19 protein-coding genes and 2 riboswitches are annotated in these 21,146 nt (G+C 74.6%); of the genes, 11 read left to right on the plus strand and 8 right to left on the minus strand.

Annotation, left to right across the window (positions count from 1 at the left end; all coding sequences use genetic code 11):
- The first annotated feature begins 210 nt into the window (after positions 1-210).
- A complete protein-coding gene (locus tag AB0D08_RS35335; RefSeq protein ID WP_359894389.1) occupies positions 211-1,917 on the plus strand; it encodes a SulP family inorganic anion transporter in 1,707 nt (568 codons plus the stop codon).
- A 63-nt stretch (positions 1,918-1,980) separates the two neighbouring features.
- Here the strand turns inward: AB0D08_RS35335 and AB0D08_RS35340 are convergent, their stop codons facing one another.
- The 3 genes from AB0D08_RS35340 to AB0D08_RS35350 form a co-directional block, all read right to left on the minus strand.
- Entirely contained in the window at positions 1,981-2,625 is a 645-nt protein-coding gene (locus AB0D08_RS35340; RefSeq protein WP_033819076.1) for a dihydrofolate reductase family protein, read from the minus strand.
- Positions 2,626-3,052: 427 nt separating this feature from the next.
- Positions 3,053-3,472 carry a hypothetical protein gene (locus AB0D08_RS35345; protein ID WP_051811987.1) on the minus strand — a complete coding sequence of 140 codons (420 nt, stop codon included), beginning with the start codon at positions 3,470-3,472 and terminating at the stop codon, positions 3,053-3,055.
- 105 nt (positions 3,473-3,577) lie between these two features.
- Positions 3,578-3,892, minus strand: coding sequence for a hypothetical protein (locus tag AB0D08_RS35350; RefSeq protein WP_149038008.1), 315 nt, complete (start codon positions 3,890-3,892; stop codon positions 3,578-3,580).
- 115 nt (positions 3,893-4,007) lie between these two features.
- Between AB0D08_RS35350 and AB0D08_RS35355 the strand changes: the two genes are divergently transcribed.
- Positions 4,008-4,406 carry a hypothetical protein gene (locus AB0D08_RS35355; RefSeq protein WP_359894392.1) on the plus strand — a complete coding sequence of 133 codons (399 nt, stop codon included), beginning with the start codon at positions 4,008-4,010 and terminating at the stop codon, positions 4,404-4,406.
- Positions 4,407-4,472: 66 nt separating this feature from the next.
- On the opposite strand, the gene AB0D08_RS35360 is transcribed toward AB0D08_RS35355, so the two are convergent.
- Together AB0D08_RS35360 and AB0D08_RS35365 are read right to left on the minus strand one after the other, a co-directional pair.
- On the minus strand, positions 4,473-5,078 hold the full coding sequence (locus AB0D08_RS35360; protein ID WP_055731233.1) for a hypothetical protein: 606 nt from the start codon (positions 5,076-5,078) through the stop codon (positions 4,473-4,475).
- A gap of 80 nt (positions 5,079-5,158) precedes the next feature.
- Complete coding sequence (locus AB0D08_RS35365; RefSeq protein WP_149038007.1) at positions 5,159-5,569, minus strand: hypothetical protein; 411 nt, start codon at positions 5,567-5,569, stop codon at positions 5,159-5,161.
- A 248-nt stretch (positions 5,570-5,817) separates the two neighbouring features.
- On the opposite strand from AB0D08_RS35365, the gene AB0D08_RS35370 reads away from it, so the two are divergent.
- The gene (locus tag AB0D08_RS35370; RefSeq protein WP_359894394.1) at positions 5,818-6,357 is read left to right on the plus strand and encodes a hypothetical protein; all 540 of its coding nucleotides are present in this window, start codon (positions 5,818-5,820) and stop codon (positions 6,355-6,357) included.
- Between the two features lie 73 nt (positions 6,358-6,430).
- Here the strand turns inward: AB0D08_RS35370 and AB0D08_RS35375 are convergent, their stop codons facing one another.
- The gene (locus tag AB0D08_RS35375) at positions 6,431-6,784 is read right to left on the minus strand and encodes a hypothetical protein (protein WP_359894395.1); all 354 of its coding nucleotides are present in this window, start codon (positions 6,782-6,784) and stop codon (positions 6,431-6,433) included.
- A 265-nt stretch (positions 6,785-7,049) separates the two neighbouring features.
- Between AB0D08_RS35375 and AB0D08_RS35380 the strand changes: the two genes are divergently transcribed.
- Positions 7,050-7,775 carry an adenosylcobinamide amidohydrolase gene (locus AB0D08_RS35380; protein ID WP_359894404.1) on the plus strand — a complete coding sequence of 242 codons (726 nt, stop codon included), beginning with the start codon at positions 7,050-7,052 and terminating at the stop codon, positions 7,773-7,775.
- Here AB0D08_RS35380 and AB0D08_RS35385 read toward each other — a convergent pair.
- Positions 7,763-9,166: a hypothetical protein gene (locus AB0D08_RS35385; RefSeq protein ID WP_359894397.1), complete on the minus strand. Its 1,404-nt coding sequence runs from the start codon at positions 9,164-9,166 to the stop codon at positions 7,763-7,765. The genes AB0D08_RS35380 and AB0D08_RS35385 overlap by 13 nt on opposite strands.
- Positions 9,167-9,293: 127 nt before the next feature.
- Positions 9,294-9,366, minus strand: a riboswitch (cobalamin riboswitch).
- 82 nt (positions 9,367-9,448) lie between these two features.
- A riboswitch (cobalamin riboswitch) is annotated at positions 9,449-9,591 on the plus strand.
- Positions 9,592-9,699: 108 nt separating this feature from the next.
- On the opposite strand from AB0D08_RS35385, the gene AB0D08_RS35390 reads away from it, so the two are divergent.
- From AB0D08_RS35390 to tsaD, 6 genes are all read left to right on the plus strand, one after another.
- Positions 9,700-12,609 (plus strand): prenyltransferase/squalene oxidase repeat-containing protein, encoded by a 2,910-nt coding sequence (locus AB0D08_RS35390; protein WP_359894398.1) that lies wholly within the window; start codon positions 9,700-9,702, stop codon positions 12,607-12,609.
- A complete protein-coding gene (locus tag AB0D08_RS35395; RefSeq protein ID WP_359894399.1) occupies positions 12,606-13,631 on the plus strand; it encodes a hypothetical protein in 1,026 nt (341 codons plus the stop codon). Before AB0D08_RS35390 ends, AB0D08_RS35395 begins: the two co-directional genes overlap by 4 nt.
- A 4-nt stretch (positions 13,632-13,635) precedes the next feature.
- Positions 13,636-14,820, plus strand: coding sequence for an energy-coupling factor transporter transmembrane component T (locus AB0D08_RS35400; protein WP_359894400.1), 1,185 nt, complete (start codon positions 13,636-13,638; stop codon positions 14,818-14,820).
- Complete coding sequence (locus tag AB0D08_RS35405; RefSeq protein ID WP_359894401.1) at positions 14,817-16,463, plus strand: ATP-binding cassette domain-containing protein; 1,647 nt, start codon at positions 14,817-14,819, stop codon at positions 16,461-16,463. The genes AB0D08_RS35400 and AB0D08_RS35405 overlap by 4 nt, the downstream gene beginning before the upstream one ends.
- A complete protein-coding gene (locus AB0D08_RS35410) occupies positions 16,460-17,314 on the plus strand; it encodes an ECF transporter S component (RefSeq protein WP_359894402.1) in 855 nt (284 codons plus the stop codon). Before AB0D08_RS35405 ends, AB0D08_RS35410 begins: the two co-directional genes overlap by 4 nt.
- Positions 17,315-17,417: 103 nt before the next feature.
- Positions 17,418-18,485 carry a tRNA (adenosine(37)-N6)-threonylcarbamoyltransferase complex transferase subunit TsaD gene (gene tsaD, locus AB0D08_RS35415; RefSeq protein ID WP_359894405.1) on the plus strand — a complete coding sequence of 356 codons (1,068 nt, stop codon included), beginning with the start codon at positions 17,418-17,420 and terminating at the stop codon, positions 18,483-18,485.
- Between the two features lie 25 nt (positions 18,486-18,510).
- Here the strand turns inward: tsaD and AB0D08_RS35420 are convergent, their stop codons facing one another.
- The gene (locus AB0D08_RS35420; protein WP_359894403.1) at positions 18,511-19,116 is read right to left on the minus strand and encodes a TetR/AcrR family transcriptional regulator; all 606 of its coding nucleotides are present in this window, start codon (positions 19,114-19,116) and stop codon (positions 18,511-18,513) included.
- 218 nt (positions 19,117-19,334) lie between these two features.
- Here AB0D08_RS35420 and AB0D08_RS35425 point away from each other — a divergent pair, with 218 nt between their 5' ends.
- Entirely contained in the window at positions 19,335-21,071 is a 1,737-nt protein-coding gene (locus AB0D08_RS35425; RefSeq protein ID WP_033821459.1) for an amidase, read from the plus strand.
- Positions 21,072-21,146 lie beyond the last annotated feature (75 nt).

Below are 21,146 nucleotides of genomic sequence, written 5' to 3' on the forward strand. Positions count from 1 at the left end.
GCTGAAGCGGGCCGGGCACGGCATGTTCCTCTCCCCGGACGAGGTACTGGAGATCGCCCGTCAGGGCCGGCCGCGCCGCCCGCCGGTCTGCGGGCGGTCCGGTCCCGCCACGCGCCCGGGCCCGCGCCAAATGCCGGGACGACGCTCCCGCGGCGGGCCATCATGGGGGATGGGAGTTCTCCGGCTGCTGGTGAGGTGCCCGTGAGTGGCATGGCGAACCTGGTGCCCGCGTCGATGCGCGGCTACCGGCGGGCGTGGCTGGGCCGGGACGTACTCGCCGGGGTGGCCCTCGCCGCGGTCGCGATCCCCGAGGTCATGGGGTACTCGTCGATCGCCGGGATGCCCGTCGTCACGGGGCTGTACACGCTGATCCTCCCGGCCGTCACGTTCGCGCTGCTGGGTTCGTCGAAGCTGCTCGTCGTGGGCGCGGACTCCGCCACGGCGGCGATCCTCTTCGCCGGCCTGCTCGACCTGGGCATCGTCGGCCTCGCTCCGGGCTCGCCGAAGTGGGTCGGGCTGGCCGGTCTGACCGCGCTGCTGTCGGGTGTGATCCTGGCTGCCGCGCGCCTGCTGCGGCTCGGCTTCCTCGCCGACTTCCTCTCGGCGGCCGTCCTGATCGGGTTCCTGACGGGGGTCGGCATCCAGGTGGCGACGGCTCAGATCCCCGAGCTGCTGGGCATTCCCAGCGGCCGGGGCAACTGGTTCCAGCGGCAGTGGTCCTGGCTGACCCACCTCGACCAGGTCTCCTGGCGCACGGTGGCCTACGGCGCCGCCACCATCGTGATCATCTTGGTGTTCAAGCGGTTCCTGCCCAGGTTCCCGGGCTCCGTGGTGGCGGTGGTCGCCCTGATCGCCGTAGCCGCGGCGACCGGTGCCTCCGGCCACGGGGTCGCGGTCGTGGGAGCCGTCCAGGGCGGCTTCCCACCGCTCGGCATGCCGTCCGGGCTGACCCCCGGTGACGTGTCCCTGGTCTTCTCCGTGGCGCTGTCGTGCTCGGTCCTGATCCTGGCGCAGAGCGCGGCGACGGCGCACGCCTTCGCGACGCGGCACGGCGACGACGTCGACATCGACCGCGACCTGGTCGGTCTCTCGGTCGCCAACCTCGCCGCCGGGCTGAGCGGGACCTTCGTCGTCAACGGGTCCCCGACCAAGACGGAGATCCTGGACCAGCAGCGCGGCCGGACCCAGGTCGCCAACCTCACCACGGCCTCGATCACGCTCCTGGTCGTGCTGGTCCTCAGCTCGCTGCTGGCCGACATGCCGCTCGCGGTACTGGCCGGGATCGTGTTCCTGGTGGGGCTCGACCTCGTCGACGTCCGCGGCCTGCGGCGGATCTACGTCCGGCGCCGGAACGAGTTCGTCGTCGCCGCCGTCACGGCCTTCGCGGTGTTCGGCATCGGCGTCGAACAGGGTGTCCTGCTGGCCGTCGCCATCTCGCTGTTCGAGGTGGTCCGGCGGGAGTACCGGCCCAGGGACTTCGTGGTCGGGGTCACCGAGCAGGGCGAACCCACGTACCGGGCCGCCGAGCCCGGGATCGAGAGCGCACCCGGCCTGATCGTCTTCCGATTCAACGCGGAGCTCTTCTACGCGAACGTGGGCCGCTTCGCCGACCAGGTCAGGGCCCTCGTCGACGACGCACCCGACCCGGTGCGCTGGCTGGTGCTCGACGCCGCGGGGATCGCCGACATCGACTACTCCGCGGGCGTCCGCCTGCACAGCCTCCTCGACTTCCTCACCACCCGCCGCGTCTGCTTCGTCCTCGCCCGCCCTGACACGGCCCTGGTGGAGACCCTGAAGGTCTACGAGCTGTGGCAGCGGATCCCGCCCGAGCACGTCTTCGGCAACCTGATCGACGCGATCAGGGCGTATCCCGCCGGCGGTCCACCCGCTGCGACCGGCGAGCCGCCGGCCGGCTGACGGACGTCCGGGCGGCCGGCGGTTCCGGCGGGCGACCGCCGGGGGAAGTGTCCTGAGGAGCGGTCACTTCCGCCAGAACAGGTGGTGCGTCACCCCGCTCGGGCTGGGCACGACATCCAGGTGGAACCGGTCCAGCAGTTCGTCGGGGGACTCCCAGAGCCGCAGGCCTGAGCCGAGCTCCACCGGCGAGACCGCCACGTGCAGGGTGTCGACCAGGTCGGCGTCGAGGAACTGCCGGATCGTGGTGACTCCACCACCGAGCCGGACGTCCTTGCCCCGCGCCGCCTCCCGCGCCCGTTCGAGGACCGCGGCCGGGTCGCCGTCGACGAAGTGGAAGGTGGTGTCGCCGAGCGTGAACGAAGGACGCGCATGGTGGGTCATCACGAACACCGGGGTGCGGAACGGCGGCTCGTCACCCCACCAGCCGCGCCACTCGTGGTCCTGCCAGGGCCCGCGCTGGGGACCGAACTTGTTGCGGCCCATGATCTCGGCGCCGATGTTGCGGTCGTAGTCCCGGGTGAGGTAGTCGTCCAGGCCCCGGCTCCCGCCGGGGTCGGTGCGCATGGGCCAGCTGGCCGTCGCGCCGGCCCAGGCGAACAGCCTCCCGGGATCGACATGGCCGAACGGCCGCTCGAGCGTCTGGTCCTCGCCGGCACCGATGCCGTCGCTGGAGACGTTGAAGTTCTGCACCCTCACCAGCTGATCCATGGACGTCCTCCCACGTTCCGGGCAGCACCCGCCGCCCCGGTCTGCCAGGTTCGCACGGCTCGGCAGTTCCTGCGGTCAAAGCCGCCCGGCCGTTCGGAGCCTTGCCCCATCTGCTCGATCACCGCGCCGGCCCGCCGGAACCGTCGGCACGCGACCGGCGCGCTCGACGGTCGGCCAGCCGGGCCGCCCGCCGCAGTACGGCTTCCGCAGGGGCGAACTCCCGTGCGAGGCTCGGCCGTTCGGGTCGCAGGCGGCAGTACGCGCAGTCAGGATCACCGCAGACGCGTTCACCCCACCGGTCGCACACCGTGCACAGCGCGGCGTCGTACCGCTCGCAGTAGTCCTGCCCGGCGCCGCACCGCGGGCACGACCCGGAGCCCGCCCGGACGGCGGACGGGCGCCTACGGGGCATCCTCCCGTCCGGGGCTCAGCATCTGCGCAGCCACCAGGGCCAGGACGGATCGGCGTGGGGATCCACGATCGTGCGGGAACAGTACGACGCGTCGAGCGGATGCACCCGCCGCCGCAGCTCCCGCGCCGCGCGGGTCGGAAGCCCGTACAGCGCCTGCTCCAGCAGCCCCCGCGGATGGGAATCGTTGGGACAGCAGGATTCCACTCCGCAGCCACGGGTGTGCGGCTCCGTCAGTCCGCGGGCCGGCCCGTGAACGGTGCCGCTCCACCTCGCCATCGCCTCGGCGATGGCCCCGGGCCACAGCTGTGCGTCCTCGAATGCGTCGATCTCGCTCTGCGTGCGCGCCGAGACCCCAGAAACGATCTTCCTGCCCCGCTCCGGGCAGGGCCTGCGCGGCCGTTCGGCGCGCACCTGGCCCGGCGGTCTACGCGCCATGGGCCTTTCGTCGGTTCGTCATGGACCGCATCCTCCCAGACGGGGACCGTTTCGATCAATGGCGCCCCGCGCGGCGGACCGCAGACTCCCCGGTAGGCCGCCGGCTCAGCGCAGGGCGACGAGAACGTGGTCGCCGAGGTGGTCGCACTGGTGGCCGGCGTGGGCGAGCACGGCGGCGAGGCGCAGGGTGGTCTGGAACTCGGGGGACATCACCGAGGTACTGCCGGCCACCCGGCCGGCACCGGGCCCGTCCGGCCGTCCGGCGGCGTCCTCGGTCCGCCAGGAGACGCAGGCGCCGTTGACCGCGGCCCGGACGACCGCGCCCGCCCGGGTGCCCACGGTGTCGTCGACCAGCGGCACGCCGGCTGTGGTCAGCGCCGCGCGTACCTTGTCCAGGAAGTCCCGCCGGCCGTCTGCCATGGGCACGAGCGTACGGGAGAATATGAACAAACGGTGAATCCAGATCGAACTATTCAAGACAGGATCTGTCCGGCGGAGCCCATCGGCGATCGGTGTGTCAGTGCCGTGCGGCAGGATGACCGCCGTGAACACCGAGATGCTCATAGAGGTCTGGCAGCGCCTTCTCACCGGTCCCCGCAAGTCGTGGGCGCTGTTCGAACACGGCACCTGCGTCGTACTGACCGCACCCGACGGCGACCTCGCCGAGCAGGCGACCGGGATCCTCCGGGAGTTCGGCCCCGTCCACGCCGGCTCTTCGGCAGGCGACTTCGGGGTGATCGACGTCGAGGACGCCGACGGGTGGGTGGTGACCGGCCACCACCCCGACGTCCTCACCTACGTCGCGCCGGACGAGCCGACGAGCCCGGAGGACGTGGCCGTCGGTCTGTACGGACGCTCCAAGCGCCATCAGGACGGCACCGCCCTGCGTGTCGTCCACGTGGAGGACCGGCGGGGCTCCACGGATCCCACGTAGACCGCGGGCGCACCGCGCCGACGCCCGAACTGCCGCCGCGCCGACGCCCGGACTGCCGTACCGGCCTCAGGCGGTGGTCGCCGGAGCGGGCGAGGCCGCCCCGGTGGGCGGGGCCTGGCAGGGCAGGGTGACGACGACGCCCACGCCCTGGCCGGGCTTCGCCCCGCCCATCAGGGAGACGGTGTAGCGGTCGGACTCGTTGACGGCCTCGAAGTCGGAGGTGGGCGAGGCGGACCGGGCAGCCGAACCGGACTCGGCCGCTGTGATCTTGAAGCCCTCGCCGGCGAGCCTCTCCCGCAGCGCCCGGAGCACCTCGGGGCGCCGGTCGTCGGTGGTCTCCAACTGGATCGCCGAGCTCAGCCGGTACGGCTCGCCCTCACCGGCGATACCCATCCCCCGCCCCGGGCACTTCTCGTAGGCGATGATCTTGATCCACAGGTTCCGCTCGAGGCCCGTCAGCTCGCGCACGTGGTCCTGGACCCGCTCCACCCGGGTCAACGCGTCCGCCCGGGACTCGACGCGGGCGGGCTCGCTCGGTGCCCCCGGCCCTCCGCCGAGCGGCCCCGCGAGCGAGCAGGAGCCGAGCACCAGGGCGCCCGACACCACCAGCACGGACGCGCCGACCGCACGCGAGGCCACCCCGGACGGCACCGCCGTCGATCCCTTGAACAAATCCCGTACTCCCCCGTGAACAACTGTGCGTGTGGCCGTCCGGATGCTACGGCACCACCGGGGAGGCCCCGCACTCGATTTCAGCCCGCTGCCCCGGCGGACGGAGCGGGAGACACCATCGTGAGCAGCGCCGTCGTCGCGGTGTAGGCGCAGCCCGCCAGGACGGCCGCTCCCTCGATCCACTCGCCGCCGACAGGCTGCGCCACCGGGTCGAAGAGCGTTCCGACCACCGCGATCTGGACGAGGACCACCCACGCCATCAGCACCCTGACCCTGCGGCGCGGCGCCCGCTCGTAGCGGAACCACAGCCGGACGACGACAAGGCTGAACGTCACCACCAGGAGCCAGAGACCGAGGTACAGCCCGTCCGCGGCGCACGAGGGCTGCCCATCCTCCCGAGCCTGGTCGCAGTCGAGAGCGGCGAAGGACGCGAACCCCACCTGCACGAACGCGGCGGCGAGGACCTCGAGTGCCAGGACTGCCGCTGCCACGGGCGGTCTGAAGAGTCTCACGCCCACATGGCTATCACGTCGCGCCGTCGGGGTCCGCGGCGGGATCGACGGGTGGGGCTCTGCGGTGGGCGGGTGGTGGGGCTGGTCCCACCACCGTTCGGGCGGAGAGCAGGACCGTCCGGGGGCGGTGAGCGGGCAGCGGTGAGCGGACGGCAGTGAGCAGGCTCCGGGCACGGGGCTAGCATGTGGCCCGACCGGAACGAAGATCGGACAAGGCGGCGACCCGGATGCACGACAGCGGCGACGACTCCGCCGGCAGCAGCACGGGCAGCACGGGCATGACCCGGCGCCGGAAGACCCTCCTCGGGGCGGCGGCCGGGCTGTGCGTGCTGGGGCTGGCCGGTGGCGGTGGGCTGCTGCTGCGGGCCACGGTCGAGCCCGTCCGGACGGGGGCCGGGACCGGGCCCTCGCCCGGCGCCGCGGTGCCTTCGACGAGCCCGGCCCCGACCGAGCTGCCGCCCTCTCAGGCGCCGTCGTCCCCGCCCTCCCCCGAGAGCGCGCAGGCTGCCGCGACGGCGCCGACGGCGGAGCGCACGACGGCCGACCCGGCCGCCACCTCGCGTACGACGCCGCCCGCCCGCACCGGCGCGCCCACCGCCCGGCCGTCCACCGGTGCGCCCCGGACCACCGCCCCGCCGCCCCGGCCGGCCCTCACCCTTCCGGTCCCGCCGACCTCCTGTCCCCCGGGGCAGATACCTTCCTGGGACGGCTGCCACCCGCTGCCGCCGGCCGTCAGCCTGCCCTACCCGACCACGCCGCCCTCCTGAGCCGACCTGGTCGTACGCGAGGCCGGGAGCCTCGCCTGACAGGGGGCGTGGCCACCGCGGCAGGGCGAGCCGGTCAGCAGACGGCGGCTGCCCGGCGGTGGCGCAGCCGGCGGCGCAGTGCGCGGTCGGCGAGCAGGACCGTGACGAGCGCCGCGCCGGTGAAGAGTGCGGTGTTGCCGACCGTGGCCGCCGTGACCAGCCAGGACGCGTCCGTTCCGTCGGGCTGCGTCGTGGCGGCGAACAGTCCGCCGAGTCCTGTCAGCGCCCCGCGCAGGACGTAGACACCGACCAGCGCGGCGACGCCGACCGGCAGCGTCAGGACCACCGCCGCGAGGTGGAACGCCGCGTCCTCGCGGATCCCGCCCAACGCGGCCAGTGTCCCGACCAGGGCGACGTAGCCGCCCGCCGCCCACCTGAACCAGTTCATCCGAAACCCCTCCCCCTTGCTCCGTGAACCCGGGTGGCGAGCCGCCCCCGGGTGGTGATGATCCTCCGTCCGCCCGCCGTCGGACAGAGCGGCCCTCGGTAGTCTCGGGGCCTCGATCCCGGGAGCTGCCGGAGGCTCGGGTGCTCGGCCGCCGGTGGCGCCCGCCGGGTGCCGGGGATCGCCCGAGGTGAAGGCGGACCGTTTCGTGGCACCGACGCAGCAGCAGGCCGGTCTCCGTCCGGCGCGGGCCGGGCACGGCGGGGGCCTGGTGCTCGAACGGTCGTGCCGGGTGGAGGACGGTGCCTGCCGGCACCTGCTGGTGTGGCGGGCCGGGCCGGGCTGGCGGATGGTCAGCAGCGCGGTGCTCGGCGGTGGCCTGGGCGACCGGGAGTGGGTGGTCAACGCCCAGGTCCGGCCGGGGTACGGCCGGATGGATCCGGACCGGCACCTGGCGGAGCTGGCCACCGCCCACGGGCTGACCGGTCCCGGGGCCGGCCTGATGACGGCCGCCCAGGTGGACGCGGTGACCTGGGCCTGCGACGCCGGGGCCATCGCGGTAGTCACCGCGGGGATCGGCGTGCCGAGTTGGGCCGCCGCGCCGGAGCCGGCGGCCGCCCACGGGCCCGGGACCATCAACATCCTGGCGGTCGTCCCGGTGGCGGTGTCCGATGCCGGTCTGGTGAACCTGCTGGCCACCGCCACCGAGGCGAAGGTGCAGGCGCTGCTGGACGCCGGGTACGACTGCTCGGGGACGCCCTCGGACGCGGTGTGCGTCGCGGTACGGCGCGCCCGTCCCGGGGAGAGCGCGGAGCCGTTCGGCGGGCCGCGCTCGCCGTGGGGCGCGCGGGTCGCCCGCGCGGTGCACGCCGCGGTACGCGAGGGCGCGGAGGCCGACCGCGCGCGCCGGGCACGCGGTCCGGTGCCCGACCACGCGTACCCCCGGCCCGGCTGCCGCCGGACCTACGAGCTGGCGGATGCTCAACTGCCGTAGCGCAGCGAGACGGTGTCGCCGATGTTGATGACCGTCGCCCGGGTCGCGGCGGTGGCAGCGGCACCGTCCAGGCTCACCTTCCAGGACGAACCACCGCTGTTGGCGGTTGAGTTGACCGCGGTGACGGTACCGCTGCCGGTGGGCGGGGTGACCGAGGTGACGCAGCCGCTCGGGGTCGCGGTGGCGGCGGCGTCAAGGACGGCGCCCAGCGTGGTGGTGGCGCCGGTCGGGGTGACGGTGACGGCGCAGACCTTCAGTGCGCCGGCGGTGCCGTTGTCGACGATCAGCGCGAGGCGGGCGGCCGTCCCGGCGGTGAAGGCTCCGGTGGCGGCCCAGGTCGGGGTGCCTGCGGTGACCGGCGTGGGCGGGGCGGCGGTGAAACCGGCGCCCGCGACGGCGCGCAGCCCGTCCACGGAGGCGTAGGCGGAGGGCGCGGTGTCGGTGGGCAGGTACTTGAAGCCGCCGCCGGGCTTGAACTGCTGGGCGATCAGGAAGTCGATCGGGGTCTTGCCGCTGCCGCTGGTGAAGTCGGCGCCCTGGGGGTTGATGCCGCAGGCGTTGAGGCCGGAGACGGCCCAGCCGTTGGAGTCGGTGTTGGCGCCGAACATGGAGTTGAAGGCGCCGGAGGGGACGAGTTTGCCCTTGAGGAAGTTCTTGGCGGCGACGATCGCCGCGTCGGTGCCGGGCACGCCGCTGCTGCACAGTGAGGCCATCGCGGCGCCGGTCATGTCGATGTCGCTGCCCTGGGCGAGCGCGGTCGGGTTGCCGGCGGCCTTGCCGTAGTTCCAGCCGCCGTCGTTGTGCTGGTTGGCGCGCACCGCGGTCACGGTGGCGTCGATCAGGGCCTGCGGCACGCGCTGGGCCCCCGCCTGGGTGCGGGCTCCGCCGAGCGCGAGCAGGCCGAAGACGGTGCCGTTGAAGTTGGCGGACGGGCCGTAGTAGCCGGGTTCGGCGCTCTGCCAGTACGCGGCGAGGTCGGCGATCAGGTTGCGGCCCGGGCCGGCCCGGGCCGGGTCGATACCGGCCGCGTAGGCGTTGAGGACGGCGCGTTCGTAGTCGGTGACGACGGGCGAGGCGCTGGGCCAGGAGGCCGCGGCGAGCTGGTTGCGGTAGACGGTGCGGGCGTTCTTGGTGGTGTCGCCGCCGGGGGTGACGTCGACGGCGGCCGTCCCGGCGGCCGCGAGGGCGCTGAACGCCCACTCGTCGGACAGCCCGCCGCCGGTGACGTAGCTGCCGTCCGAGCCCTGCAGCGACTTGAGGTAGGTGACGCCGGTGCTCCTGGAGGTGGCGATCTGGGCCGGGGAGGCGGTGGCGCCGGCCGGGACGGCGGACACCAGCAGGGCGCCGGCCGCCAGGGCGACGACGGTGACGGAGGAGGGGCGGAGGGGCACGGTCGGGCTCCTTGGGTGGGGGCGTCGACCCGCGCCGGTCCGGTGTCCCCGCGGGGGAGCACGACAGCTGGGGCGGCCGCCGCCCGGATCGCGTGGGCTGGCTCTCGCTCGTGGTGCGCGGCCGGGCGGGCATTCGGGCTCGGGGCGTCGATCCGCCCCACACCGCTGCGCGTCAGCCCCGGATTCGCACCGGGTTCCCCCACACGGCCACCGGGGACGCTACCGCACCTCACGGGTGGTCAGGAGGTGGGGAAGGCGACATGACGCCTCGTTGACTCCCCGCTCGGCCGCATGGTCTGATGAACCGGTTTTTTACCCTCGGCAGTCAGGGGAAGCCGGTCCGATTCCGGCGCTGACCCGCAACCGTGGACCCGTCGCCGAGCGGCGGGTGAGCCGGAATGCCTGCGCCGAGGGGCTTGGTCAGCAACACGTGCGTCGTCGCGGACTACGACGCGGTCCGGATCGGCTCCCCTGCCCGGGACCCGGTCGGCTGCGCCGTCGTTACCCCGCCTCGACCGATCAGGGAGTCGCCGGTGAGGGTCAGCAGCACGCGTACGGGGCACAGAGGCCGGGGTCCGGCCTCCCTCCTGCTCGCCACCGCCATCGCGATCACCGCGGGCGGCGCCGTGATGATCGGCCACCCCGACCGTGCCGCCGCCGACCCGATCGAGGAGTGCACGGCCACCACCGGCGCCGTGGTCGCCGTCGACTTCACCCACTGGGGCGGCAGCGTGGTGCGCGGCTGCGACGCCCACCCCACCACCAGCATGAACCTGCTGCACAACGCCGGGTTCACCACCACCGGAACCGAACACGACGGACCCGCCTTCATCTGCCGCCTCGGCAGCGGCACTTTCGGCAACGGCGTCCAGTACCCGACCCCCGCCGAGGAACCCTGCGTCAACACCCCGCAGGCGACGGCGTACTGGTCGTACTGGACCGCCGAGCCCGGCCAGGACACCTGGTCCTACAGCCAGTTCGGCGCCGGCACCCAGAAGCCGAAGCCGGGCGAGGTCGAGGCCTGGGTGTACGGCGGCACCGACGTCGGCGGCAGCAGCGGCGTGCCCGCCTTCACCCCGGACTCGGTCCGGGCGAAGAACGCCGCTAGCCCCTCACCGTCCGACGCCGCATCGGCCTCGGCCTCGGCATCCGCCTCCACTAGCCCGACCGTCGCGCCGCCCGCCACCGGCGACCCCGCGGCCGCGGCAGCCTGGCTCGCCGGGCAGCTCGTCCACGGCGACCACATGGAGAACTGGGCCTTCGAGGGCCCCGACTACCCCCGCACCTCGCTCACGGCCCTCGCCCTCGCCGCGGCCGGCACCCAGGACCCGGCCCTGCGCAAGGTCGTCGCCTTCCTGGAGGCGCACACCGACGCCTTCCTCCTCCCCGACGGCCCGAACGGCAGGCCCGGCTCCCGCGCCGCCGCCCTGCTCGCCCTCGTCGCCGAGAGCACCGGCGGCAACCCCCGCGCGTTCGGCGGCCACGACCTGCTCGCCGCGCTGACCGACCACGTCTGCACCGCGGCCGGCGAGGACGGCAAGTGCACCGCCGCGGGCGACTTCCTCGGCGCCGCCTCGCCCTGGGTGCAGGCCCTCGGCGTGATCGCCCTGCTGCGCGGCGACGTCACCCCGCCCGCCGCCACGCTCGCGCGGTTCGACGCCCTGCGGTGCGCCGACGGCGGCATCGCCGGCGCCATGATCGTGCCCGGCGAGAACTGCGAATCCGACCCGTCCAACACGGCGCTCACCGTACTGGCCCTGCGCAAGGCCGGCAGCGCCGACCCGACCGCGCAGAAGGCCGCCGACCGGCTCGCCGCGAGCCAGCAGGCCGACGGCTCCTACCTCCCGTACGCCGGTGCCCCCGGCGGCGACACCGCCAGCACCGCGGGCGCGGCCCAGGGGCTCAAGGCCACCGGCCGCACCGCCGAGCAGGCCGCCGCCAAGTCCTGGCTCGCCGCCCGCCAGAACAAGGACGGCGGCTTCGGCCCCGACGAGGGGACCACCGACTCGGACCCGGCCGCCACCGAGCAGGCCATCCTCGCCCTCACCGGCACCGACCCGGCGAGCGTCACCCACGACCTCGGCTCCGCCACGCAGCCCCCGAAGCCAGGCAAGGCACCCGACCTGGCCAAGGGCAGCGCCTATCTGACCGCCCCGGCCAACCTGATCGACGGCCACTACTACGAGGCCTTCCCGACCTTCGCCGACTTCGGCCTCACCATCGACGGCGCCTACGCGCTCGCCGCCACCGGGACCGACGACGCCGCCCTGCGCAAGATCGTCGACTTCCTGGACCAGCAGGGCAAGGACGCCAACGACCGCACCGTCAACGACTGGACCGGGGTCGGCACCGAGTTCGCGGGCGGCGGCTCGATCGGCAAGGAGGCGCTGCTCGCCGAGGTGGTCGGCCGCGATCCGCGCGCGTTCGGCGGCCACGACCTGATCGCCGCGCTCGCCCGGGCCGTCTGCGCGCACGCCGACGTCGACAACGGCTGCGCCGCTCCGGGCAACTACCTCTGGGCGACCTCGGTGTTCTCCCAGTCCCTGGGTGTGATGGCCCAGGTGCGGGCCGGGGACGCCGAGCACGCCGCCGCGCCGATCACCTACCTGAAGAGCCTTCAGACCGCCAACGGCTCCTGGCCCAGCCTCATCCCCGCTGCCGGCGACTCCGACGTGGACAGCACCGCGATGGCCGTGATGGCCCTCGCACTCGTCCCGGGCGACGAGGCGGCGCAGGCCGTCGACAAGGGTCTCGCGTGGCTCGCCGCCCAGCAGCAGCCGGACGGCGGCTTCCCCGGCGCGGCCGGCGACTCCACCAACTCGGCCGCCCTCGCCGTCCAGGGCATGACCCTTCGGCAGAGCACCTACGCCGGGCGGATCGCCAAGGCGGTCGAGTTCCTGGCCGGACAGCAGAACGCCGACGGCGGGTTCGACGTCGCCACCGCCGGCCAGCAGGGCTCCGACGTCCGTGCCTCCACCCAGGCGCTCGGCGGCGCCACCGGCATCTCGTTCGGCAACCTGCACCGGGACCTCGGCACCGGAACCGGCACCCCGACCCCGACCGGATCGCCGACCGCCTCGTCCTCCGCCCCCGACTCCCCTACGGGCTCCGCCTCGCCGTCCACCCCGGCGTCCCCGGTGTCCCCGAGCGGCAGTGACTCCGCCTCCCCGGCCCCGGCCACCTCGACGACCGCCGGCCGGGGCACGGACACGGCCCCCGCCTCCTCCGGCACCCGGACCGCGAACGGCAGCGACAGCACCGGCACCACCGGCAGCACCGGCAGCGCCGACGACTCGGCCGGCGAGCCGGCGGGCGGTCTGGCCTGGACCGGCACCGATGTGCTCGGGCTGGTGGTCCCGGCCCTGCTGCTGACCGCGGCCGGCGGCGGCGTGCTGGTCGCGACCCGCCGCCGGACGGCCGCCGCCCCCGGGCGGCACCGGTGATCCGCCGCGCCGGGAACGCCCTCGCCCGCACGGTCGCCGCCGCGGCCGTCGCCCTGGGCCTCGCGCTCGGCGGGGTCGGTACGGCCGTGGCCCCGGCGGCGGCCTCCCCGCTGCCGATCGAGCAGTGCACCGCGACCTCCGGCGTCGTCCTCGCGGTCGACCTCGGCCACTGGGGCGGCCCGCTGCTGCGCTCCTGCGGCACCACGCCGACCACCGGCTACGCCCTGCTCAACCAGGGCGGTTGGAAGACCACCGGTACCGGGCACGACGGCCCGGCGTTCATCTGCCGGATCGGCTACAGCGGCTTCCAGGGCGGGAAGCAGTATCCGACGCCCGATCAGGACAAGTGCGTCCTGACGCCGCCCGCCACCGCCTACTGGTCGTACTGGCACGCCGACCCGGGCCAGAACACCTGGTCGTACAGCCAGCTCGGCGCCATGAGCTACCAGCCCAAGCCCGGCAGCGTCGACCTGTGGATCTTCGGCGGCACCAACATCGAAGGCACCGAGGGCCGCCCGGCCTTCTCCCCCGACAGCGTCCGCGCCCACAACACGGCGCCCGGCGGCGGCCCGGGCCAGAGTTCCGCGCCCCAGCCGCCCAGCACCGCGCCCGCGGGCGGCGGTTCGGGCGGCGGCAACGCCAACGGCGGTGCGAACGGCGGCGGTACCAAGGGCGGCAGCGCGGCCGGCGGCTCCGGCGGCGGTACCAAGGGATCCTCCGGCGACGCCACTCCCCAGCCGGGAGCCTCCGCGAGCGACACCGCCCCTGCGGATCCCACCGTCACGGAGAGCGCCCCGGCGTCCCCGAGCACCGCCACCGATCCGGCCTCCGCCACCGCTTTCCCGACCGCCCCGGCCTCGCCGAGCGCGGGCGCCACCATCGTGGACGCGGCCCCGGCCCCCGACGCGCCGCACTCCGCGGGTTCGATCGCGCCCGCCGTGACCGGAGCCGCCCTCGTGGTGGCCCTCGGCACCGCCACCGCGGTCACCGCGCTGCGCCGCCGCCGGCGACGGGCCGAGTGAGCCGGTGAAACAGCTCGACCAGCGCGCCCCCGGCCGGGTACCGCGCGACCTGCACCCGTTCGCCTGGTGGATCTGGGCGCTGGCCATGGCGACCGCCGCCAGCCGCACCACCAATCCGCTGCTGCTGTTCCTGGTCCTCGCGGTGCTCGGCTATGTGGTCACCGCCCGCCGGACGGAGGCCCCCTGGGCGGGCGGCTTCAAGTACTACCTGTGGCTGGCGCTGACCGTGGTGGCGATCCGGGTCGTCTTCCGCTGCGTGTTCGCGACCGGCATCACCCCGCACGACCACCTGCTCTTCTCGCTCCCGCACATCCCGACCCCGGCCTGGTACGCGGGGATCCGGATCGGCGGGCCCGTGTCGCTGGAGGCCACCCTGTCGGCGGCCACCGACGGTCTGCGGCTGGCCTGCCTGCTGTGCTGCATCGGCGCGGCCAACACCCTCGCCAACCCCAAACGCGCCCTGCGGGTGCTCCCCGGGGCCCTGTACGAGCTGGGCGTCGCCGTCACCGTCTCGCTCAGTGTCGCGCCCCAGCTCGTCCAGAGCGTCCAGCGCGTCGTGCGGGCCCGGCGGTTGCGGGCCGGCCGGAGCAAGGGCATCCGTGCTCTGCGCAGCATCGTCGTCCCGGTCCTGGAGGACGCCCTGGAACGTTCGCTGCACCTGGCCGCCGCGATGGACTCGCGCGGGTACGGCCGTTCCGGCACCGCCACCCGCGCCTCCCGCCGGGTCACGGGTGCGCTGATGCTGCTCGGCATGGGCGGCCTGTGCGCCGGGGTGTACGGGCTGCTCGACGGCACGGCGCCCGCCGCGCTGGGACTGCCCGCGCTGGCGGCCGGTTCGGCGCTGTGCGCGGGCGGCCTGGCACTCGGCGGCCGCCGGGTGCGGCGCACCACGTACCGCCCCGACCCCTGGCGGGCCGCCGAGTGGGGCGTCGCGGGCTGCGGGGTGGCCGCCGCCGTCCTGTTCTGCATCTCGGTCGGCTACGCCGCCACCGACCTCAACCCCTCCCTCTACCCGCTGAGTTGGCCCGCCCTTCCGGCCGTCCCCGTGCTGGCCCTGCTGCTGGCCGGCGCCGCCGGTGTGCTCTCCCCGCCGCCCGGCCGGCCCCCCGTATCCGCCGCCCTGCCCGACCGGCGGGCCGCACGCCCCGCGGCCGGCGCCGCCCGCCCGCACACCGAGGTGACCGAGTGATCCGATTCGACCAGGTCGGCGTGGTGTACGACGGCGGGTCCACCCCCGTCCTGCGCGATGTCGACCTCCACATCCCCGAGGGTGAACTCTGCCTGGTGGTCGGCCGCACCGGCGCTGGCAAGTCCACCCTGCTGGGCGCCGTCAACGGGCTCGTCCCGCACTTCACCGGCGGCACCCTGTACGGCAGGGTGACGGTGGACGGCCGCGACACCGCCGACCACCCGCCGCGCGAACTGGCCGATGTGGTCGGCGTGGTCGGCCAGGACCCGCTGGCCGGGTTCGTCACCGACACCGTCGAGGAGGAACTCGCCTACGCGATGGAACAGTTGGCGATCCCGCCGGAGGTGATGCGCAAGCGGGTGGAGGAGACCCTCGACCTGCTCGGCCTCGCCGACCTGCGCCACCGCGCGCTGCACGAACTCTCCGGCGGCCAGCAGCAGCGGGTCGCGATCGGCTCGGTGCTCACCGCGCACCCGCGGATCCTGGTCCTGGACGAACCCACCTCCGCCCTCGACCCGACCGCCGCCGAGGAGGTGCTGGCGGCCGTCACCCGCCTGGTGCACGACCTCGGCGTCACCGTCCTGCTCGCCGAACACCGCCTGGAGCGCGTGGTCCAGTACGCCGACCGGGTCGCCTACCTGCCCGGCGACGGCACCGTCGTCCACGGCCCGCCCGCCGAGGTCTTCGCCACCACCAGCATCTCCCCTCCGGTGGTCGAACTCGGCCGCCTGGCCGGGTGGCGCCCGCTGCCGCTGTCCGTCCGGGACGCCCGCCGGGCGGCGGCGCCGCTGCGGGAGCAGCTGGCCGGACATCCGGTCCCGCCGCCGCGCGACACCACCGCCGGCGGCGGCGCGACGGTGCTCTCCGCCGAACGGATCGTCGTGCGCCACGGCCAGGTGGTCGCCGTCCGCGACGTCGGATTGGAACTGCAGGCCGGCCAGGTCACCGCACTGATGGGACGCAACGGCTCGGGCAAGTCCTCGCTGCTGTGGGCCCTGCAGGGTTCCGGCCCGCGGCAGGGCGGCACCGTCAAGGTCGCCGGGACGGACGGCAAGGCGGCGACCGACCCCAAGAAGGTCTCCGCGGCCGAGGCCCGCCGCCTGGTCGGCCTGGTCCCGCAGACCCCGACCGACCTGCTCTACCTGGAGTCGGTCGCCCAGGAGCTCGCCCAGGGCGACCTGGACGCCGGCCCCGGCGCCGGGCACACCGCGCGGCAGGTCCTGGACCGGCTCGCCCCGGGAATCCCGAACGACAGCCACCCCCGCGACCTGTCCGAGGGACAGAAGCTGGCCCTGGTGCTGGCGATCCAACTGGCCGCAGCCCCACCGGTGGTCCTGCTGGACGAGCCCACCCGCGGGCTGGACTACCCGGGCAAGGAGGCGCTGATCGGCATCGTCGACCGCCTCGCCGCCGAGGGGCGCACGGTCGTCGTGTGCACCCACGACGTCGAGTTCGTCGCCGCGGCCGCCGACCGCGTGGTGGTGATGGCCGAAGGGGAGGTCGTCGCCGACGGACCCACCACCGAGGTGATCGTCGCCTCGCCGACGTTCGCGCCGCAGACCGCCAAGATCCTCGCCCCGCTGCCCTATCTGACCACCCGCCAGGTCGGCCGGGTCCTCGACACCGCGCGGGCCGCGCGGTGAGCGCCGCCCGGGTCGCCGTCCGCATCCCCGGCCGCGCACGGCTCGTGGTGGCCCTGGCCTCGTTCATCGGCCTGACGGCCTTCACCTGGCCGTTCGTCGTCGCCCCGGGGAAGTTCGGGTCCAACTACGCGCCGCCGCTGATCTTCGGCGCGCTGCTGGTCCTCGTCCTCGCCGTCGTGATCGCCGAGATCTCCGCCGGCGGCATCGACGCGAAGGCCCTCGCGATGCTCGGCGTGCTCTCCGCCGTCAACGCCGGTCTGCGCCCGCTGGGCGCCGGGACCGCGGGGGTGGAGACGGTGTTCTTCATCCTGGTCCTCGCCGGGCGGGTCTTCGGCCCCGGCTTCGGCTTCACCCTCGGCTGCACCTCGCTGTTCGCCTCCGCCCTGATCACCGGCGGCGTCGGGCCCTGGATGCCGTACCAGATGTTCGGCTGCGCCTTCGTGGGGCTGCTCGCGGGGCTGCTGCCGCGGCTGCGCGGACGGGCCGAGGTGCTGATGCTCGCGGGGTACGGCGCGGCCTCCGGCTACCTCTTCGGGTTCCTGCTCAACCTGTCCTTCTGGCCGTTCGCCACCGACCCGAACAGCTCGATCGCCTACCTGCCCGGGCTGCCGTTCACCGAGCAGTGGCACCGCTACCTGCTCTTCGACCTGGCCACCTCGCTCGGCTGGGACACCGGACGCGCCGTCACCACCGGGGTGTGCGTCCTGATCGTCGGGCCGGCGGTCCTCACGGTCTTCCGCCGTGCCGCCCGCCGCGCCAACTTCGAGGCCCCGGTCGCCTTCGCCTCCCCGGGCGGGGACCCGGGCACGGACCCGGGTGCCGTTCCGGTGGCCGGGAGCCCGGCGCGCTGAGCAGGACCGCCGGGCCGAGGTGGCCGTCCGGCCATCCCCGCACCTTGTTGCACAATATGTGCAGGTAGGTAACTGCTGCGACAAGGTTTGGGTGAGGGTGACGATGGCGGGATCGCCGGTGGTGCTGGGGATCGAATCGTCCTGCGACGAGACCGGCGCCGGTCTGGTGCGCGACGGCGTGCTGCTCGGGCACGCGGTGGCGTCGTCGATGGACGAGCACGCCCGCTTCGGCGGCGTGGTCCCCGAGATCGCCGCCCGGGCCCACGTCCACGCGGTGGCCCCCGTCGTACAGGAGGCGCTGGACCGGGCCGGGCTCGCCCTCGCCGACATCGGCGCCGTCGCCGTCACCGCCGGCCCCGGCCTGTCCGGCGCGCTCCAGGTCGGCGTGGCCGCCGCCAAGAGCTACGCCTACGCACTCGGCGTCCCGCTGTACGGCGTCCACCACCTGGCCGGCCACGTCGCCGCCGCCACCCTCGACGGCGGGCCGCTGCCCGACCCCTGCATCGTGCTGATCGTCTCCGGCGGGCACACCTCCCTGCTACTGGTCCGCGACCTCGCCCGCGACCCGATCGTCCACCTCGGCGACACCCTGGACGACGCCGCCGGCGAATGCTTCGACAAGGTCGCCCGCATCCTCCACCTGCCCTACCCCGGCGGCCCCGCCATCGACCGCGCCGCACGCGACGGCGACCCGAGGGCGGTCCGCCTCCCCCGCCCGCTCAGCGGCCCCGCCGACCCGCCGTACACGTTCTCCTTCTCCGGCCTCAAGACCGCCGCCGCCCGCTGGGTCGAGGGGCAACGCTCCGCCGGCACCGAACCGCACGTCCCCGACGCCGCCGCCGCACTCCAGGAGGCCATCGCCGACACCCTCACCCGCAAGGCCGTCCGCGCCTGCACCGACCACGGCATCGACACCCTCGTCGTGGTCGGCGGCGTCGCCGCCAACTCCCGCATCCGTGCCCTCACCGAACAGCGCTGCGCCGCCGCCGGCATCACGCTGCGGGTCCCCGCCCTGCGTCTGTGCACCGACAACGGCGCCATGATCGCCGCGATCGGCGACCTCCTGGTCCGCTCCGGCGCCCGACCGGCCCCGCTGGACCTCTCCATCGACCCCTCCGCCCCACTGGAGTACGCGGCCCTGAGCCCGCGCGTCCGCGACCGCGTCGCGTGACGGACGCCGCCGGCCGGACGCGCCGTCAGTCCTGAGCCGCCGGCTGTAGTTCGCGTTCCAGGGCGGCCAGGGCGAACGCGTTCGCGGAGGCGTCCTGCCAGCGCGAGCGTCCGAACATCACGTCCCCGGAGAGCCCGTTGAGCATCGCCACCGCCCTGATGACGAACTCGGACGGGTCGACCTCGGCGAACTGCCCCAGGGCCCGCCCCTCCAGCACGATCGCCTCCAGGCGCTCCTCCCAGGTGTCCGAGAGCGCGGTGAGCAGGTGCCGGCCGGCGTCGTCGTGGCGCTGGGCCAGGACCTGCGTCCACAGGGCGTAGCGTTCGTCGCCCGGGTGGCGGGGCAGGTAGAAGCGGACGAACAGCGCCAGCTTCTCGGCGGGGGACGCGGCCTCGTCCGCGGCCTGCTGGAACCGCCGGCCGAGGTCCGCCTCGCTCCAGGCGAGGACTTCGAGCAGGAGGCGGTCCTTCTTGCCGAAGTGGTAGAGGATGTGCCCGGTGCTCATCCCGGCCCGCGCGGCGATCTCCGACATCCGTACGGCCGCGGTGCCCTTCTCGGCGATGGCGCTGATGGCGGCCCGCATCGCCCGTCCCCGTGCCTCGTCGCCGCTGGGCTGACGCTTCCTGTCCACCGAGGTCCGGGCAGGCCGGGGTGCTGCACCCGGCCCGGTCTCTGGCGTCGGCATGGCCTCACCCCTCGATGCTGGAGATCTAGATCCGTAGTCTAGACTGAAAATCTAGTCAGGGCGACCGGACGTGGCCGGCGCATGCGCGGATCCGCCCCGCACCGGCGGTTCGCCGATCCCGCCCCACCACCCCGTCCCGTACCAACCAGCCAGGAGGCACCCGCATGACGCGCGGATTCGACGTTGTGGAGACCTGTATCGCCGATCTGCGCGCGGCGCTGGAGAAGGGCGAGGCCACGGCGGTCGGCCTGCTCGACGCCTACCTCGCCCGGATCGAGGCGTACGACCGGCCCGGCACCGCCACCGCGCTCAACGCGATGGTCGTGATGAACCCGGACGCCCGCGCCGAGGCCGAGGCCTCCGACGCCCGCCGCGCCCGCGGCGAGACCCTCGGCCCGCTGGACGGCATCCCGTACACCGCGAAGGACAGCTACCTCGCCAAGGGGCTGACCGCCGCGGCCGGCTCACCGGCGTTCGAGCACCTGACCGCCCAGCACGACGCCTTCGCCATCGAGCGGCTGCGCGCGGGCGGCGCCGTCCTGATCGGCCTGACCAACATGCCGCCGATGGCCAACGGCGGCATGCAGCGCGGCGTGTACGGCCGCGCGGAGAGCCCGTACAGCGCCGACTGGCTCACCAGCGCCTACGGCTCCGGCTCCTCCAACGGTTCGGGTACCGCGACGGCAGCGTCCTTCGGCGCCTTCGGCCTCGGCGAGGAGACCTGGTCGTCGGGCCGGGCACCCGCGTCCAACAACGCGCTGTGCGCCTACACCCCCAGCCGCGGCGTGATCTCGGTGCGCGGCAACTGGCCGCTGGTGCCGACCATGGACGTCGTGGTCCCGCACACCCGCACCATGGCCGACCTGCTCGAACTCCTCGACGTCATCGTGGCCGACGACCCGCAGACCCGCGGCGACCTGTGGCGCGCGCAGCCGTGGGTGCCGCTCCCGGCGGCGTCGCAGGTACGCCCCGCCTCGTACCCGGCGCTCGCCCCCGCCGACGCCCGGACGGCGGCCGCCGCGCTCGCCGGCAAGCGCGTCGGTGTACCCCGGATGTACATCAACTCCGACCCCGACGCCGGGACCAACCCCGACGGCGGCATCGGCGGCCAGACCGGGCAGCGGATCGACACCCGCCCCTCGGTGATCGCCCTGTGGGAGGCCGCCCGCCGCGACCTGGAGGCCGCCGGCGCCGAGGTGGTCGAGGTCGACTTCCCCGTCGTGTCGAACTACGAGTCCGACCGCCCCGGCGCGCCCTCGCTGCTCACCCGCGGCCTGGTCGGCCGGGACTACCTCGCCGTCGAGATCGAGGACCTGTCCGCCTGGGCGTGGGACGACTTCCTGCGCGCCAACGGCGACCCGGCGCTCGCCGGCCTGGCCGAGGTCGACGGCGAGCTCATCTTCCCCAAGCACGAGGGCGAGCTCCCCGACCGCTACGCCGGTTTCGACGACACCATCGGCGAGTACCCGCGCTTCGTCCGGGAGCGCCCGTACGCGTCGTTCACCGACATGCCGCACCTCGAGGAGGGGCTGCGCGGCCTCGAGGAGACCCGCCGGGTCGACCTGGAGCAGTGGATGGACGAACTGCGCCTGGACGCGGTGGTGTTCCCCGCGGTCGCCGACGTGGGCCCGGCGGACATGGACGTCCGCGAGGCGTCCGCCGACCTCGGCTGGCGCAACGGCGTCTGGGTCGCCAACGGCAACCTGGTGCCCCGTCACCTCGGCATCCCGACGGTGACCGTACCGATGGGCACCATGGCGGACACCGGCATGCCGGTCGGGCTGACCTTCGCGGGCCGCGCCTACGACGACAACGCGCTGCTGGCCCTCGGCGCGGCCTTCGAGGCGACGGGCAGCCGCCGCACGGAGCCGCCGCGCACGCCGCGGCTGTCGGCGTCGTGACGTGACGGTGCGCTGAGCCGATGGACCGCCGCGGCCACCGGGAGGTGTCGCGGATCTCGCGGGCGGCGGCCAGGC

The sequence above is a fragment of the Kitasatospora sp. NPDC048540 genome (assembly GCF_040651175.1).
Lineage (GTDB): Bacteria > Actinomycetota > Actinomycetes > Streptomycetales > Streptomycetaceae > Kitasatospora.